At 70.7% G+C, this 15,859-nt stretch carries 13 protein-coding genes and 4 pseudogenes; 8 read left to right on the top strand and 9 right to left on the bottom strand.

What is annotated here, in order from left to right; all coding sequences use genetic code 11:
- Positions 1 to 112: 112 nt before the first annotated feature.
- Positions 113 to 543, bottom strand: a pseudogene (locus tag ABD207_RS24650) (PPOX class F420-dependent oxidoreductase).
- A gap of 148 nt (positions 544 to 691) precedes the next feature.
- On the opposite strand from ABD207_RS24650, the pseudogene ABD207_RS24645 reads away from it, so the two are divergent.
- Positions 692 to 990, top strand: a pseudogene (locus tag ABD207_RS24645) (hypothetical protein); the annotation flags it as partial.
- Positions 991 to 1,101: 111 nt separating this feature from the next.
- Here ABD207_RS24645 and ABD207_RS24640 read toward each other — a convergent pair.
- Positions 1,102 to 2,277 (bottom strand): DUF3103 family protein, encoded by a 1,176-nt coding sequence (locus tag ABD207_RS24640; RefSeq protein ID WP_344015297.1) that lies wholly within the window; start codon positions 2,275 to 2,277, stop codon positions 1,102 to 1,104.
- 364 nt (positions 2,278 to 2,641) lie between these two features.
- On the opposite strand from ABD207_RS24640, the gene ABD207_RS24635 reads away from it, so the two are divergent.
- Positions 2,642 to 3,316, top strand: coding sequence for a Crp/Fnr family transcriptional regulator (locus ABD207_RS24635; RefSeq protein ID WP_344015296.1), 675 nt, complete (start codon positions 2,642 to 2,644; stop codon positions 3,314 to 3,316).
- Positions 3,317 to 3,927: 611 nt separating this feature from the next.
- Here the strand turns inward: ABD207_RS24635 and ABD207_RS24630 are convergent.
- From ABD207_RS24630 to ABD207_RS24615, 4 genes are all read right to left on the bottom strand, one after another.
- Positions 3,928 to 5,016, bottom strand: coding sequence for an ABC transporter ATP-binding protein (locus ABD207_RS24630; protein WP_344015295.1), 1,089 nt, complete (start codon positions 5,014 to 5,016; stop codon positions 3,928 to 3,930).
- Positions 5,013 to 5,873: a molybdate ABC transporter permease subunit gene (gene modB / locus ABD207_RS24625; RefSeq protein WP_344015294.1), complete on the bottom strand. Its 861-nt coding sequence runs from the start codon at positions 5,871 to 5,873 to the stop codon at positions 5,013 to 5,015. Before modB ends, ABD207_RS24630 begins: the two co-directional genes overlap by 4 nt.
- Complete coding sequence (gene modA, locus ABD207_RS24620) at positions 5,870 to 6,721, bottom strand: molybdate ABC transporter substrate-binding protein (RefSeq protein ID WP_344015293.1); 852 nt, start codon at positions 6,719 to 6,721, stop codon at positions 5,870 to 5,872. The genes modB and modA overlap by 4 nt, the downstream gene beginning before the upstream one ends.
- Positions 6,722 to 6,976: 255 nt before the next feature.
- Positions 6,977 to 7,642, bottom strand: a complete 666-nt coding sequence (locus ABD207_RS24615; protein ID WP_344015292.1) for a pyridoxine/pyridoxamine 5'-phosphate oxidase — start codon at positions 7,640 to 7,642, stop codon at positions 6,977 to 6,979.
- An 81-nt stretch (positions 7,643 to 7,723) separates the two neighbouring features.
- Between ABD207_RS24615 and ABD207_RS24610 the strand changes: the two genes are divergently transcribed.
- From ABD207_RS24610 to ABD207_RS24600, 3 genes and pseudogenes are all read left to right on the top strand, one after another.
- Positions 7,724 to 8,011 carry a hypothetical protein gene (locus ABD207_RS24610; protein ID WP_344015298.1) on the top strand — a complete coding sequence of 96 codons (288 nt, stop codon included), beginning with the start codon at positions 7,724 to 7,726 and terminating at the stop codon, positions 8,009 to 8,011.
- A pseudogene (locus ABD207_RS24605) lies at positions 7,975 to 8,146 on the top strand (response regulator); the annotation flags it as partial. The gene ABD207_RS24610 and the pseudogene ABD207_RS24605, both read left to right, overlap by 37 nt.
- A 3-nt stretch (positions 8,147 to 8,149) precedes the next feature.
- Positions 8,150 to 8,335, top strand: a pseudogene (locus ABD207_RS24600) (ATP-binding protein); the annotation flags it as partial.
- Between the two features lie 59 nt (positions 8,336 to 8,394).
- On the opposite strand, the gene ABD207_RS24595 reads toward ABD207_RS24600, so the two are convergent.
- Positions 8,395 to 9,000 (bottom strand): CGNR zinc finger domain-containing protein, encoded by a 606-nt coding sequence (locus ABD207_RS24595; protein WP_344015291.1) that lies wholly within the window; start codon positions 8,998 to 9,000, stop codon positions 8,395 to 8,397.
- Between the two features lie 130 nt (positions 9,001 to 9,130).
- Here ABD207_RS24595 and ABD207_RS24590 point away from each other — a divergent pair, with 130 nt between their 5' ends.
- The gene (locus ABD207_RS24590; protein WP_344015290.1) at positions 9,131 to 10,363 is read left to right on the top strand and encodes an MFS transporter; all 1,233 of its coding nucleotides are present in this window, start codon (positions 9,131 to 9,133) and stop codon (positions 10,361 to 10,363) included.
- 110 nt (positions 10,364 to 10,473) lie between these two features.
- Here ABD207_RS24590 and ABD207_RS24585 read toward each other — a convergent pair whose 3' ends face one another.
- Positions 10,474 to 11,376 carry an IclR family transcriptional regulator gene (locus ABD207_RS24585; RefSeq protein WP_344015289.1) on the bottom strand — a complete coding sequence of 301 codons (903 nt, stop codon included), beginning with the start codon at positions 11,374 to 11,376 and terminating at the stop codon, positions 10,474 to 10,476.
- A gap of 828 nt (positions 11,377 to 12,204) precedes the next feature.
- The gene (locus ABD207_RS24580) at positions 12,205 to 12,702 is read right to left on the bottom strand and encodes a heme-binding beta-barrel domain-containing protein (protein ID WP_344015287.1); all 498 of its coding nucleotides are present in this window, start codon (positions 12,700 to 12,702) and stop codon (positions 12,205 to 12,207) included.
- Positions 12,703 to 13,061: 359 nt separating this feature from the next.
- On the opposite strand from ABD207_RS24580, the gene ABD207_RS24575 reads away from it, so the two are divergent.
- Positions 13,062 to 14,429 carry an NAD(P)/FAD-dependent oxidoreductase gene (locus tag ABD207_RS24575; RefSeq protein WP_344015286.1) on the top strand — a complete coding sequence of 456 codons (1,368 nt, stop codon included), beginning with the start codon at positions 13,062 to 13,064 and terminating at the stop codon, positions 14,427 to 14,429.
- Positions 14,430 to 14,549: 120 nt separating this feature from the next.
- A partial coding sequence (locus ABD207_RS24570; protein WP_344015285.1) for an acyltransferase domain-containing protein occupies positions 14,550 to 15,859 on the top strand: 1,310 nt, incomplete at its 3' end.

The raw sequence follows: 15,859 nt of genomic DNA, 5'->3' as shown, positions 1-15,859 counted from the left end.
GTCCCGGACATCGGACGGGACGGAATGCACAGTCTCGGGGCCCAATGGCCGGCCTTCGGCAGTTCCCCTTGAACGCGGTGGCGCCTCCTTGCGCCTGTCGTCTGTCGTTCCGTCAGCTGATGTCGGCCCCGTAGACGTGGTCGACCGTCATCGTGATGAGCACCCGGCGCTCGGAGACCATCACCGCCCGGTACTCGTCCCAGTCAGGGTGCTCCCCGGCGGCGACCCGGTAGTAGTTCACCAGCGCCTCCACCTCGGGCCCGTGGGGGTCGGTGCCCGGCCCGGTGAGCGTGGCGATCCCCTCGGCGGTGGCCCACGACATGCCGTCCGAGCTGTCACCTCCAGCGTGGCCCGGGCGTCCCACCGCAGGTTCGCCACCTTGGCCGTACCTGCGCTGGTGGACACAAGGATCACGCCCGCCGACTCGTCGTAGAACGGCTGGACGGGGGAGAGCTGCGGCCGCCCGTCCGCCTTGATGGTCGCCAGCACACCGATCTGGCTCTTCGTCAGCAGTGCACGGGGGTTGAAGGATGGAGCGGTCATGATCCGATCGTCGACCTTTCGCATTGTTGGAGGTTGGCGCAGGCGTGCTGCTGCCCTTCCTTCACCTTCCTACCAAGGTCAGCCCGGTCAGCCCGGTGCACCCCACAGGATCAGCCATTCTGATCAGGCCCGGGGCAGGCTGTGCTGTGACTCCCCTGGCCACGGCACCGTCTACTTTTCCTACGCCGCCTGGCGCGACGACAGGATCTTCGTCCAGACCAATTGCGACCAGCCCTCGCCCCGCGTAAAGGAAGGCCGGAAGCCCGAGCCCACGGCCTTCGTCCTCGCTGACCCGATGACCAACCCAGGAACTCGCGGCTTACGTGTACTGAAAAGGTGCTGGGTGTATCGGCTGGATCATGATGCACCGGCGCATTGCCCCGTGACTACGAGACCCTCGCTGCCAGCTCCGAAGCGGTGATCCACCTTGCTTCGGTCGACGACCTCACCACTGATCACTGCCCACGCGCGCGGCAGCTGATGCCTGACTGCCGTGCCGTGCGGGACCGCGCCCCCGGGCCGGGTGATACGCGTCCGGCGGGGGCGCGGCGTCGTGCGTCAGAGTGCGGAGACGTAGTAACGCTCCACAGTCATGCGGGCGTTGGCGGAGGCGCCGGTGCGGCTGCCGGTGGTCTCCCTCGCCAGTGTGTAGAAGGAGTCGACGTAGTCGGGGTCGTCGGTCCACCACGAGGCGGGCATCGCGTCGATGATCGCGTTCACGAGCGGGATGTACGCGCCCTGGTCGGTGATGGTCAGCAGGGCCGCGGCGAGTGCCTTGGCGAGCGAGGAGTAGTTGGTGTCGCCGTCGTCCTCCATGAGGACCGCATCGGCCAGGTTGTACTTGTAGTTCGACCAGTTGACGAGGATCTGGCCGGGGTAGTAGGTCGTGTCCTCGTCGTCGACGTACGGCATGGTGACTGTGTCGACGCGGACCTTGCCGTCCGTGCCGAAGCCGGTGACGAGGGTGAAGAGCTCGGCATCGCCCTTGAACCAGGGCTCCTTGAGGTCCGCCACGCTGAGGGACTCGATGCGGGTCGTCCAGAACCCGGTGGACGCGGCGGATCCGGTGGACCCTGCGGAGGCGGAGGCGGAGGCGGAGGCGGAGGCGGATCCGGCCGTGCGGGCCGCAGACGTGTTGGTCTCGGTGGCGCTCAGGGTGCCGAGGCCCTTGGCGGCGAGTTCCCTGTCGATCACTTCGAGGCCGGCGGCGAGGGCCTCCTGTCCGTCGACGCCGATGACGTAGACCGGGCGCTCCGGAGCCTTGCGCGCGGACAGTTCGTGTGCGTTGCCCGCGGTGTCGTAGGCGATGACCACGTCGGCCTGGTCGTCGGACGGTGCCGAGGCGACGAGCGGCGGCGTCTTGGTGAGCGCCGACTGGCTCACCGGCTTGCCGGCGAGGCGGACCTGCAAGAGGGAGCCGACGTCCGTTGCGCCGAGCCCCTTGGCCGCGGCGATGCCGGTTTCCGCCTCGACGAGGGTCTTGCGGAAGCCCTCGACCGACTTGGCGGCGGACTTGGCCGTGAGAGGCAGCAGGTCCGCCTCCTCGGCGGCCAGGGCCGCCTTTGCCGCCTGCTTGTGCCAGGCCGGCTCGGCGAGCGAACGGGCCAGGGCGCGTGCAGTCGACCTCTCGATGGAGGCGACGGGGGAGGGCTCGGCGGTGGCCGAGGTTGTTGCGGCAGGGGCGTCGGTGGCTCCTGCGGTTCCCTGAAGGGTGGTCAGGGTCAGGCCGCTCAAGGCGAGTACGGTGAGTGCCGCGCGGATCTGTCTCTCTGCGAACACCATGTCCTCCAGACAAGGGAGTTGCCCGGTCCGGGCATGTCGGAGATACCGCTGTGCGGCGCACAGCGGGACGTGCTCGTGCGAGTGCGGCGCTATTGTGAGCGATTCTTGTCTACGCGGATAGATGGCCGCCCGGCGATTGATGTGGAGAAGCGGCGGTCTGCCGGGAATATCACCTGGTCGGGACGATCAGCATCGGTCGGTGTCGCGGCCTTGTATATGCAGAACCGCACGACTTCATACGCAAGTTCACTTCTTACTATGTATATCCCTCCGTACGGGTAGGTTTCGTGCGGAGTGCCGACAGGGAGGGGGCGGTGTGCTCAGTGCGCGGCAACCAGGTGGGGGGTACGGGCCGGTGATGCATGCGACAGGGGCCGGCTGCCCGCGAGGCACGCTGCTGTGGGAACTGGACAGAGCCGCCGGAGCGGACCCGGCGTCCGTTGCCCCTGAGCTGTCCGCCCTGTTGCGGACCGGTACCGAGCGCACCTACAAGGCCGGCGAGATCATGCTGCTCGAAGGTGCCACCGATACGTTCGTGCTGCTCCTGCTCAGCGGCTTCGCCAAAGTGACGACGACCGGTGATCAGGGCGCGACCTCCTTGGTGGACATCCGCGCCGCCGGTGATGTGATGGGGGAGACCGCGGCGTTCGACAACCATCCCCGTTCGGCCACGGTCACGGCGGCCGAGCAGGTGTGCGTCCGGCGGATATCGCAGGACGAGTGGCTGGGCTGGCTGACGCGGTACCAGGCGGCCGGCCTGGCCGTCAGCCACAGCCTCGCCCACCGCAGCCGCACCGCCGTCCGTCGCCGCACCCAGTTCACCCGCGGCCCCGTCATCGCGCGACTGTGCCGCGCGGTACTGGATCTGACGGAGCATTACGGGGTTCGCACGCCGGAGGGGCTGTCGGTCAGACCCGGGTTGACCCATGCGGAGTGGGGCGAGTTCATCGGGGCGCGGGAGCGGAGGGTGCACACGCGCTGCAGGAGTTGAGGGCCATGCGGGCCGTCAGCTACGGGCGCTGCCGCCTCATCGTCCACTCCGTACCGGCACTGCGGTCGATCGCCGCTGCTCACTGAGCGCCGGCCGCCGGCGACGAGTCCGGTCGCGGGCCCGCGCACGGTTTCCCGCGCACGGTTTTCGTCCGGTGTTCTGCCGAACCCGCACTGCGACCGGTTCGCCCGGCCGCCGGAGCGCTTCACTACGGGTTGGGGGGTACGGGGGAGCGTCTCGCACGGTTCGCCGTATTCGCTCGTGCGTCAGCGAAACCACCACGTGAAGCCATTTGCGAGACACTGCATGCCGGCCATTCCCGTCACCGTGCTCGGCCCCGCCGAGTCCGGTAAGACCGTGTACCTCGCCAGTCTGTTCCGCCGACTGGCGATCCCGCGACCGGACCTGGGGTTCCACGCCCAGCTGCCGGAACAGTCGACCCGGCTGAACAGGATCTACCAGCAGATCACGAGCCCCGACGCCTGGCCGGACCCGCAACGACGAGCCGACATATCGAATGGAACTTCCTGTGCTCCGTCCGCACCGAGCGCAACGAGACCTACAGCCCGTTCTCCATCACCTACCTGGACTATTCCGGCGAGCATCTCGGGTCAGACCGGGTAGGCGTGGGTCTGTGTCGCCTTCACCGTCGCCCAGACCTCCGCGCCCGGGTAGAGGTCCAGTTCGGCGGCGGCGACCGTCGTCAGGTCCGCGACGAGCGGCAGCTCGCCCGTGAGGACGGCGCGGATCTGGTCGCCGTGGGTCTCCAGGCCGCCGACCTCGCAGTGCCAGAGATTGCGGGCGCTGGAGCCGGTCGGGCGGGCGCGGTGCAGGGTGACCGCGTTGGGCGGGAAGGCCACGTAGACCGGGCCGGTCAGGGCCTCCGTGGTGGTGACGAGGGGGCCGGTGTCGAGGCGGACGGTGTGGCCCTCGGCCTTGCCCCGGTAGAGGTTCAGGCCCACCAGCTGGGCGATGTAGTCCGTGCGGGGACGGCGGGCGATGTCCGCGGGGGTGCCCTCCTGGACGATGCGGCCCTCCTCCACGACGACCAGGCGGTCGGCGAGCACCATGGCGTCCAGCGGGTCGTGCGTGACCAGGACGGCGACGGCCTCGAAGTCGGCAAGATGGCGCCGGAGCTGGGCGCGGACCTCCAGGCGGGTGCGGGCGTCGAGCGCGGCGAGCGGTTCGTCGAGCAGGAGCAGGCGTGGGTTGGTGGCGAGCGCGCGGGCCAGGGCGACCCGCTGGGCCTGGCCGCCGGAGAGCTTGCGGGGCTTGGCGCCGGCGTGGGCCGCGAGGCCCAGGCGGTCGAGCCAGTCGGCGGCCTGCGCACGGGCGGCTGCCTTGGACACGCCCTGGCAGCGGGGGCCGAAGGCCACATTGTCCAGGGCGGTGAGGTGCGGGAAGAGAAGATAGTCCTGGAAGACGACGCCTACGGGGCGGGACTCGGGCGGGGTGTGCTCCAGTGCCACGCCGTCCAGCCGCAGATGGCCCTCGGTGAGCGGCGTCAGGCCGGCGAGGGCGCGCAGGGCGGTGGTCTTGCCGGCGCCGTTGGGGCCGAGCAGGGCGACCACCTCGCCGGGTGCGACGGTCAGCGTGATGTCGAGGCGGAAGGCGCCGCGTTCGACGACGAGACGGGCGTCGAGTCCCTCCGCGCGGGACTCGGCACGCACGTCGGCAGCGGCGGAGTCGGTGCCGGTCATCCCGCTGCCACCCAACGGTCGCGCAGAGCGGCCAGCACCGCGATGGAGACGGCCAGCAGCACGAGACTGAGGGCGATGGCGGCCTCCGGGTCACTCTGCAGGGCCAGGTAGACGGCGAGCGGCATGGTCTGGGTACGTCCCGGGAAGTTGCCGGCGAAGGTGATCGTCGCGCCGAACTCGCCGAGCGCCCGGGCCCAGGCCAGGACGGCCCCGGCCGCGATGCCCGGGGCGATCAGGGGGAGCGTGACCCGGCGGAAGGCGGTGAAGCGGGAGGCACCCAGGGTGGCGGCGGCCTCTTCGTAGCGCGGGTCGGCGGCACGCAGCGTGCCCTCGACGCTGATGACGAGGAACGGCAGGGCGACGAACGCCTCCGCGACCACCACCCCGGCCGTCGTGAACGGCAGGGTGATCCCGGACCACGAGTCCAGCCACCGCCCGACGATGCCGTTGCGGCCGAGCGCCATCAGCAGCGCCACACCGCCGACCACCGGCGGCAGGACGAGGGGAAGCGTGACGAGGGCCCGTACGAGACCGCGTCCCGGGAACTCGACGCGGGCCAGCAGCCAGGCCAGCGGCACGCCGACGACCAGGCTCACCGCGGTCGCGGCGGTGGCGCAGATCAGGGACAGCTGCAGCGCCTGCCAGACCTGGGCGCTGGTCAGCAGCCCGGGCAGGCTGTGCCACGGGGTCCGCACCAGCAGGGCGATCAGCGGCACGATCAGGAACGCCAGGCCGACCAGCGCGGGCAGCAGCAGGGGCAGCGGCACGCCCCGGCCCTCACCGCCCGTCCGGACGCGCCGGCGCCGCGGCCCACCCCGCAGGGTGCCGGCACCGGCCTTTTCGTCGTCCGGGGTCACGGCTGGAGGAACCCGGCCTCGGTCAGGACCTTCCGGCCCTCGGGGGACTGCACGAGCGCGATGAAGGCCCTGGCGGCCGTGGGGTTGGGGGCGTCCTTCAGCAGCGTGATGGGGTAGTCGTTGACGGCGCCGGCCGCCTCCGGGAATTCCACTCCCTCCACCTTCTTACCCGCCGCCTTCACGTCCGTCTGGTAGACGACGGCCGCGTCGGCCTCCTTCAGCACCACCTTGTTGAGGGCGGACTTGACGTCCTTCTCGTACGACACCGGCGTGAGCTGGAGCTTGCTCGCGTCGAGGGCCTTCCGGGCGGCGGCGCCGCAGGGCACTGCCTCATCGCAGAGCACGACCTTCAGGTCCGGGTCGGTGAGGTCCTTCAGGGAGCCGATCTTGCCGGGGTTGCCCGGCAGGGTGGCGATCTGCAGCTGATTGCGGACGAAGGTGGCCGGCGTGCCGGAGGCGTCCCCGGCGTCCGTGACGATCTTCATCGTCTTCGGGCTCGCCGAGGCGAACACGTCGGCCGGTGCCCCGCCGGTGATGCTCGCGGCGAGGGAGTCGCTGCCGCCGAAGCTGAAGGTGACCTTGGTGCCCGGGTGCTGCCGCTCGAACTCCTGGCCCAGCTTCTCGAAGCTCTCCTTCAGCGAGGCGGCGGCGAAGACGGTGACCTCGCCGGTGACCTTGCCCGAGCCCGAGCCGCCGCCGGATCCGGAGGAGTCCGACGTCGCCGCCGAGGAGTCTGCGGACGACGAGCAGGCGCTCAGGGCCAGCAGCGCGGCGACTCCTGCGCCGGCCACGCGCAGGGCACGGCGGGTCCGGCGGGTCCGGCGGTTCGGGCGCGCGGTACAGGTCATGACGGGTCCACTCCGCCCACTCCCTCTCGTCCTGACGGACGCGATCACCTGTGGTCCGGACGGGCCACCTGCGTCCCCGCCCGCCGGTACCGGTTGGCGTTCATGCGTTCATGCGTTCATGCATGCTTGCGTCGATGTGTCGATGATACTGCCGCAGATGCAAGGCGAAAGTCAGTGGTCGCTTCGCATGAGCCAGCGGTTCGATCGGTGCAGCTCGCATGTGCGTTTGTACGGCCGGGAGGGTCAAGGGTCACCTCAGGGCCACATCAGCTCATGGGCCCAGCCGTCCGCCCCGGCCGTCGCGTCCCTGCGGTACACGATCCGGTGGTGGACCCGGTCGGCACTCGCCTCCCAGAACTCGACCTCGGTGGGGGAGATGGCGTAGAGCGTCCAGTCCGGCGGGCACGGCACCTCGCCGGGGTGGACCGCGCCGAGGCGCTCGAACTCGGCGAGTGCGCTCCGCCGGTCGGTGAGCGGGCCCGGCCGGTGCAGGTGGGCGGCGAGCTGCGAGCCGCGGCCCCGCTCGGCGAAGTCGCGTTCGGAGGCCTCGCGGCCCTGGCCGGCGGCGGTCCCCACGATCCGTATCTGCTGTCCGGTGGCAGGCCAGTGGAAGTGGGCCGCCACATGCGGATTCGTCGCGATCTCCAGGCCCTTGCGGCTGCCGGCGGGAGTCGCGAAGTACAGGTGACGGTCGTCGATGTCCTTCACGATCAGAACCCGGCTCGACGGAACGCCGGTCGGTCCGACCGTGCAGAGGCTCATCGCATGGGGCTCCGGCTGCCCCGCGGCGTGCGCCGCGAGGATCCAGTCCGCGATCACCGGAAGCGGATTGTCCGGGAGATCCTTCTCCCGGAACTCGGCTGCCCGCACGTTCTTGAAGACCGGGATCGCTCTGAGTCGCCTGCGCATCGCCTCGCTCACGTACGAGGACTCTACCCGCGGGCACCTCGGGAGAGGTGTGACCCTGACGGGTTTCAAACAACCGTCCGCCAAGGTCGAAGCATGATCACGCCGAACCTTCGGGCCGCCGCCCTGCTGGCCGCCTCTCTCCTGCTCGCCGGGTGCGGAGTGGAGACGGCCCAGCCAGGCGCCGAGGCGCCGCGACGGCAGTCGCCCTCGTCCGCCAAGATCCAGTCGCCCGCGTCCGACACGATCGACGTGCATGCCGCGCCCCAGCAACTGCCCGGGCTCAGTCCGAAGACCTGGGCCCAGGTGCCGTCCGGCACCCGCCAGGCCCTGGTGGTGACCGGACGCGGATGCTGCGCCGGGACGACGACATCCCGGTGCTGATGCTCACTGCCCGCTCCGCCGAGGACGACGTCCTGCTCGGACTGGAGCTGGGCGCCGACGACTACATGACCAAGCCGTACAGCCCGCGTGAGCTGATGGCCCGTATCCGCACGGTGCTGCGGCGCACCGGGCGGGGCCTTCGACCGGTTCTGGCGGTCGGAGAAGTCCCGCAGCCGCCGCAGCGGCGGCAGTGGCCTCGGCCTGCCCATCGTCCGCCAGCTGATGGCCGCGCACGGCGGCACGGCCGAGGCCCGCAGCGAGCCCGGCACCGGCTCGGTGTTCACCCTCCGGCTGGCGGCGGGTGAGGCACCGGGGGACGACTGACGGGAGCTGTCCGGCGCCCGGGGACGCCGACCAGTGTGGACAGACAGTGTGGACAGAACTCAGGGCCTGCGGCTTCGCGTGCCGCGGTGGTCGGCGTAGTGGCGCGCCGCGCGGACGCGGTTTCCGCAGCGGTCGGAGCACCAGCGGCGGGCGCCGTGCGTGCGGATGAAGAGACGGGTGCAGCCGGGAGCTCCGCAGGTGCTGAGGCGGGCGCTCGGGGGGCCGGTCAGGAGTTCCACCGCGTTCTCGGCCAGCATGGTGAGGGCCGCGCCGAAGGGGTCGTCGACCGGCCGGCGGACGTCTGCCACCGGGCCGCTGCGTTCCCAGCGGATCTCGTGGACGGCGGGGGCCCTCGCGAGTGTCGTGTTCAGCGTGGACAGGGCTGTCGGTTCAGGGGACGTGCCGTTCAGGCCGGCGTTGAGCAGTTCGCGCAGCGAGCGCCTCAGTTCGAGCAGCCGTTCCAGTTCCTGGGTGGCGACCAGGTTCCCGGAGGGCAGTAGCCCGCGGTCGTGCAACCAGGCCGCGGCGCTCTCGGGGTCGCGCAGTCCGTCGTAGGGGCCGCTCGGTCGGCTGAACGCGGTGTTGACCAGGGCCAGGGCGCAGTGAAGGTCCTCGCCGGGAGCCTGCGGCGGGGCTGTCGGGGTGGAGGATTCGGCAGCGTCCATGACCTAACGCTAGCACTTGAGACTTTCCGTGAGGCTGGGATAAGGTCCTGCCTAACGGTAAACATTTCAAATCTCCGTTACGCCGCTCTCCGGTCACCTCCGGCTTCCGTCGTCGACGATGAGGACTCCCGTGGAAAAACCAGACAAGAGCCTGAACTGGCGGTTCGTCACACTGGCCATCGGCATGTTCGCGATCGGCACGGACAGCTTCGTGGTCGCCGGCATCCTGCCCAGCGTGGCCGAGGACCTCGATGTCGACGTGCCCACGAGCGCCGAGCTGATCACGGCCTACGCCCTGGCCTACGCCGTCCTCTCGCCCGTGGTGGCGGCGGTGGCCGCGCGGGTGCCGCGCAGGCTGCTGCTGCTCAGCGGTCTGCTGGTCTTCATCGCGGGCAACATCGGCACCGGACTGGCGACCGGTTTCGAAGTGGCACTGGGCTTCCGGGTGATGGCCGCGCTGGGCGGGGCCATGTTCACGCCGACCGCAGCCGGTGTCGTCGTCGCTCTCGCCGGGCCGGAGCGGCGGGGCACCGCCCTGTCCATCCTGTTCGGCGGACTGAGCGCGGCCACCGCCCTCGGGTCCCCTCTTGGTACGGCGATCAGCGGGTTCACCGACTGGCGCGGCACCATGATCTTCGTGGCGGCGGTCGGTCTGGTGGCCGCGATCGCCGTCGGGGCGGCCCTTCCCTCCGTGCCCAGCCCGCCCGCGGTGACGCTGAAGCAGCGTCTGTCGCCCGTCGCCGATCCCAGGATCGCCCTGACGCTGCTGCTGGTCCTGGTCGGCTACAGCGGTCTGTTCGTCCTGTACACCTATGTCAGCCAGGTCTTCGCCCCGGCCACGGACGGCAGCGGCAGGACCTTGGCGTGGCTGCTGTTCGCCTGGGGCGTCGCGGCTGTGGCCGGCAACATGACCACGGGACGCCTGACGGACAAGTTCGGCAACCGTGTGGTGATCAATGCGGCCGGCGCCATCGCGGTCGCCGTCTTCGCCACCAGCCCGTGGAGCAGCCGGCACCTGGCGACCGCTGTCGTCGCTGTGATGCTGTGGGGCGCGTGCGGATGGGCCATGCTCGTCCCGATCCAGCACCGGCTCGCCGGGGTGGACCCGGCGAACGCTCAGATGTCCATCTCTCTGAGCTCCTCGGCGAACTACGTCGGTGTGTCGCTCGCTCCGGTGGCCGGGAGGTTCTTCCTCGAGCACGACGTGGAGATGCGCTACCTGGGTGTGCCCTCCGCCGTGATGGTCGTCGCCGGCCTCCTGATCGGCGAGGCCGGGTACCTGCTGATCCGGCGGAAGCAGCGCCAGGTGGAGGCGGACGGCGGCGATCCGGCGGCCGAGGGCCGGACCGTCGCGGCGCGCTGAACCGGCCGGAGGCGCCAGGGCTTCCCGGGAACCGGCGAAGATTTCCCGGGAACCGGCGAGGGCTTCCCGGGAACCGGGCGGCGTGCGGAGCCCTCGCGGACAGCCGCGGGTCAGGCGATCCGACCGCGCGGCTGCGACTCCAGCACCCCCATCAGCTGGCTCACCTCGGCTGTCGCGGACCTGACCGCCAGGACGCAGCGGTCCCGGACGGCAGCCGGCTGGTGGGCGGGCTTCAGCAGGACGAGCGAGCCGAGCACGGTGCCGTCCCACAGCACGGGCGCGGCGAACGAGTCCCAGCCGCGCGCACACTCCTGGAAACCGAGCGCATACCCCTTGACCCGGATCTCCGCGAGGGAGGCGAGCAGTTGACCGCGATCCCGGTACACGCCCGGTCCCACGGCCGCGGGCAACTGCTCGGCCAGCACACGGTGCTGGAGGCTCTCGGAGAGGTGAGCGAGGATCGCCCGGCCCGAGGCGCCGATCCGCAGCGAGCGGTTGACCCGCATGATCTCCCGGGGGGTCATGCCCAGTTCGGTCAGGTCATGGGCGCCCAGCGCCATGTCGATGCAGTGCCGCTGAGGGTGGCCCAGGTTGGTCAGGCCGTAGAGGAACACCATTCCGCCGTCGGTGGTGAAGCGCAGCTGGTCCAGACAGCGGCTCAGCGCGTCGTGATCCAGCTGGGGGGTCAGCGCCTGGGTGCCGAGCCGTGCGGCGGCCGGGCCGAGCCGGTACCGGCCCCTGGCGACCTGCACGAACGCGCCCTGCTCGATACCGGAGCGGAGGATGCGGTAGACCGTCGAGTCGTCCAGCGAGGAGGCCCGGGCCAGTTCCGCGAGTCCGTGCACATCGCCGCCCAGCTTGGTGAAGGCGTGCTGCACGCGGAAGACACGCTCGGCGTGGCTCGACCTCCCCGTATGAGAAGTATTTTTGGGCTGCTCTTTTACCTTGTTTTGCCGAGGCGTGGAAAGCGGGGTTCGAGTGACACCGGACTGAGAAATGGCACCGTGGCGCACGGTATGACCTCTCGACGTAGAGACTGGGGGAGAGTCGTCGGGCACCGGAGTCGTGGTGTGACTTCAGTGGGGGAGGGGGAGCCACCGTCGAGTGAAAGGCCGGCTTGTGCGACACGGGCCGGGCCCTGGTGTCGTCGAATGGGTGGTCAAAGGTGCGAAACGCATGCACAGCCCCCGTTGGTTCTTCGTGCAACTACTTTCACCGGCCCCTGCCTGCGGCGAGGGCTTTCCCGCTGGCGCTTGCCGCAAGTGAGCCAGGTGCGTATCGCTGGACGGTACAGCGCAATGAACTGCGGGAGTGTGACGGGCCTCACTATCTAACGGATTCGGCTTGATTTTGCCGTGTATCGGTGGTGTCCCGGCTCGGGTCGCCGACCGCCGCCCCGTGATGAAAGCGGAATGCGGAATCCGGCCGGAGAGCGAGAGGGCGAATCCAAGCCACCGGGCCGGCCGGTCCGAGAGGCCGGCGCAGCGGACGGCGCGGAGGAGGGGTGCGGCGGAGACGGGACGGGCGGGCGGCTCCCGGTGTGCGAGGCGGAGGTGCACCGGCGTGGCCCGCGAACTCCGCGCGCGAAAGAGCTGTCCGATGCCGCCGCGGCAGGGCAGCGCTGCCGGGGTGGCCGGTCTCGCCGACGGGCGGTGCGCAGCGGGAGGGGAGGCGGAACGCGGCGGTCGCAGGCGTGTTGCGCCGGCGGAACCCCGTGAGACCCGGGTGCCGAGCGCCCGGCAGCCCGGTGAGGACCGGTCCCGGGGGTCTTCGGGGTGTGCTGTCACGGGTCTTCGGGGTGTGCTGTCACGGCCGCCGCAGGCTCCCCATGGCCGGCCCGGTCAGCCGGGCAGGCGCCGCAGGCGGGCCGACAGGTGCTGCTGCAGAGGCTGGCCGACCGCCTGCACCTCCGTCACGAACGTCAGCTCGTCCCCGCACAGCGTGAGGCGGCGGCGCGACGCGGTGACCTCCTTCGCGAGCGGGGTGACGACCATGTCCCGGGAGGTCATCTCGATCTCGTTGCCCGAGATCCGGCCGACGTACGTGGTGGCGATCCCGATGGGATGGGCGACCACGGCCTCGAGATAGCCGTCGGCGACGACCCGCCACCAGCCGGACTCCCGGCCCGACGGGCGGTCCGGCCGCCCCTCGCGGTCGGTCAGCCAGGCGCGCGCCTCGTACCGCAGGAAGGGCCGTCCGTCGTGACTGAAGGTGATCTCCTGCTCGTAGGAGAAATCCTCGCTCAGGGTGCCGTATCCGCCGGTGCCGGACCCGCGCCAGACGCCGAGCAGGGGGAGGGCGGGCGTGATCCACGGATGGGGCTCCGGGCCCACGCCCACGGCCCGGCTGTCAGGGAAAAAGGCCTGCGTGTCACGCAATTCTGCCCCTCCGCCTCGTTCAGCGGTGCCGGCGGCACCGAATCAGCTGTACCTGGAATCGGCTCTACCCGCAGCAGCGTAGCGGAATAACGGGCGGGTTCCGCTCGGCCCGTTGCTTTCTCGGCGCATGAGAAACCCGATACCGGGTGGTGATCTTTGATTTCTCACCCACCGAGAAATCGATTCGGGTTTTCTCGGTGGGTGAGAATGAGCAGGTGAAGGGCTGTGCAGGAAATTGTTGACGAATGCTCGGGGTGTGTTGTTACGCTGACTGCGCCGGATTTTCATCCGGAGATCTTCATGTGTGGACGGGGGCTTTCGTGTACGACGCCATTGTTGTAGGCGCACGAATATCCGGCGCATCCACGGCCCTGCTGCTGGCGCGGCACGGCCACCGGGTGCTTCTGGTCGACCGGGCGCGCTTTCCCAGTCCGACGTCGTCGTCCACGAACCTCATTCACCCGCCGGGCGTCCAGCGGCTCGCCCGATGGGGGGTGCTCGACAGGCTCGGCGACCCGACGATCCCGCGCATCAGCCGCTACCGCCTGGAGAGTGGTCCCGTCCGGCTGGAAGCCCGGCTCCCCGCCGTCGAGGACGTGGACTACGCGCTGTCGCCGCCTCGCCTGGCGCTGGACGAGGCCCTGGTGCGGTGCGCGGCCGACGCCGGTGCCGAGGTGCGCGAGGAGGCGTCCGTCCAGGAGCTGCTGCGCGACGCCTGCGGTACCGTCGTGGGGATCGCGGGGACGTCCAGGCAATCGGGCCGCTTCCAGGAGAAGGGCACCGTCGTCATCGGCGCCGACGGCAAGAACTCCAAGGTGGCCCGGCTGGCCGGAGCCCGCCAATACCGCGCCGAACCGGTGCTCAGCAAGAGCCTGTGGACGTACTGGGAGGGGCTGGAGCAGCCCTCGCTCGTCCGCACCTACCGCAAGAACCGCCGCCACCCCTTCACCTGGCCCACCCACGACGGCCTGTCCATCGTGGGAGTCGCATGGCCCACGCCGGACTTCCCTTCGCCGGGCAGCGGCGAGGCGGCCGACCGGGCGGTCATCGCCGCTCTGGCCGATGTGGACCCGGAGTTAGCCGACGAGGTCAGGGCCGGCCGAAGGGCCGGCCGCTGGCTCACCGGTTCCGTACCCAACTTCCTGCGCACGCCCAACGGTCCGGGCTGGGCTCTCGTCGGCGACGCCTCCGCCACCCGCGACCCGATCACCGCATCCGGCATCACGCACGCAGTCCTCGGGGCCGAACTCCTCGCGGACGCCGTGCACCGGGGCCTGTCCGGCGGTCGCGGCATGGACCTCGAGCTGGCGGCGTACGCCCGCGCCCGGGACGCGCTCGTGCGCGACCACTACGACTACACCCGGGACTATGCGCGCATCCTCGAGCACACCCGGGAGGAACGGGCGCTCATCGGGGCCATGAGCCGCAGCCCCTGGCACGCGCGCCACATGATCGGGCTGTTCGCCGCCGTCGTCCCGCCGGACGTCTTCTACTGCCGCCGCAGCTTCCGCGAACTGTTCGACTATCTCGACGAAGAGGGCGGAATGCCGCGCAGCATCCGCATGCTGCGCTGGCTGCTGCACTCCGTCCCCGGGCGGCCCGAGGTGACGGCCCGCCTCGCCGACCGGTTGCTGGCGGCCCGACTCGGACTCATGGGCGAGCTCCTCCTGCGCAGCCCGGCTGCCTGAGTCACGCCCCGTCACGACGACCGGCACCTCGCCAACTCCGATGACACGCCGGCGCACCGACGCCGTTGTGCGGCTGCTCGGAGTACAGCCCTCACACCTTGTTCTGGAGGAATTCCCACCATGCCCGGTAGGCAGCAGTACGCCGGTCCCGTTCTTCTCTTCCCCGGCCAGGGCGGCTTCGACGGCCTCGCGCTCACCCGCGCGGCCGACGGCTACCCGCAGGTGCGGGCCGTCTTCGAGCGGATCGACACCGTGACCCGGCAGACGCACGGCCGGGAGCTGTCCGCGACCATCTTCCGGGACACACCACCGGAGCCGGCCGATCTCATCAAGGACGAGCCCTGGGTGTCCCAGCTCGCCATCTACGGGGCCGGACTCGCGGCACACCGCGTGCTCGCCGAGCACGGAGTACAGCCCTCCGCGCTCGTCGGCCACAGCCTCGGGGAGATCACGGCGCTGGTCGCCGCGGGCGGCTACTCCGTCGAGGACGGCGCCCGGATCGTCCTGTCCCGCACCGCCGCCATCGCCCGGCTGGAAACGGCGCGCGGAGCGATGGTCGCGCTGGCCGCCGCACCTTCCCGCGCGCGGCACCTGATCGCGCTCGTGGAGAACCACCGGCTCGCCGTCGCCTCCGAGAACCACGCCGCCCAGACCGTGCTGAGCGGTCCCCGCGGAGCCATCGACCAGGTCAAGGCCATCGCGGCACAACTCGGGATCGGCTGCGCCGAACTGGACGCCGCCTTCGCGTTCCACAACCCGTCGCTCGCTTCCGCGGCCCCCGACTTCGCCGCCGCCGTACGGGACCTGCCGCGCGGGACGCTGAGCGTGCCCGTCTACTCGCCGATCCTGCAGCGCTTCTACGACCAGGACGAGAGCTTCGGCGACCGGCTGGCCGACCACTTCACCCTGCCCGTGCGGTTCTCCTCGGCACTCACCCTCCTCCATGACCACGGTGCGCGCGTCTTCGTGGAGGCAGGCGGACGCGCCGCCCTCAGCTCGCTGGTTCCCAAGATCCTGGGCCACTCGGACGACCTCGTCTCGCTGTCCACGCTGTCCCTCGGCCCCGGCAGCACCCTGCGGCTGGCCGACACCCTGGCCGAGCTGCGGCGTGCGGGCCTGTCGGCGGGTGACGGACTGGACTCCCTGCGCCAGTACCTGGCCCCCGAGCTGAGCGCTGCCGAGTTCTCGACCTTCTGGACCACGACCGGCCACGAGATCACCGCCCTGATCAGCCGCCGGCTGTCGGACTTCCGCTCCGCGCCGCACGACGAGCCGGCCGGGACGGCTGAGCCCGGCGGCAAGGACAGTGCGCCCGTGGCGCCGGACGGCGGTGTGCGGCCGGTGGTGGCGGGTGTGCCGGGGCGTGAGGAGGTGTGGGTGGCTCTGCGGGGGCTGTATGCGCAGGCGCTGGAGTATCCGGAGGAGGTGTT

Origin of the sequence: Streptomyces thermospinosisporus, from assembly GCF_039526425.1 — a bacterium.
Lineage (GTDB): Bacteria > Actinomycetota > Actinomycetes > Streptomycetales > Streptomycetaceae > Streptomyces > Streptomyces thermocarboxydovorans.
Note: the sequence above shows the minus strand (reverse complement) of the source record. Positions and strands in the feature narration are given on the sequence as shown.

Excerpts from the sequence above, each read along its gene's own strand:
- ABD207_RS24630 (WP_344015295.1), bottom strand. The coding sequence starts at position 5,016 with ATGACCGGCACCGACTCCGCCGCTGCCGACGTGCGTGCCGAGTCCCGC.
- modA (WP_344015293.1), bottom strand. The coding sequence starts at position 6,721 with ATGACCTGTACCGCGCGCCCGAACCGCCGGACCCGCCGGACCCGCCGT.
- ABD207_RS24610 (WP_344015298.1), top strand. The coding sequence starts at position 7,724 with ATGATCACGCCGAACCTTCGGGCCGCCGCCCTGCTGGCCGCCTCTCTC.
- ABD207_RS24595 (WP_344015291.1), bottom strand. The coding sequence starts at position 9,000 with ATGGACGCTGCCGAATCCTCCACCCCGACAGCCCCGCCGCAGGCTCCC.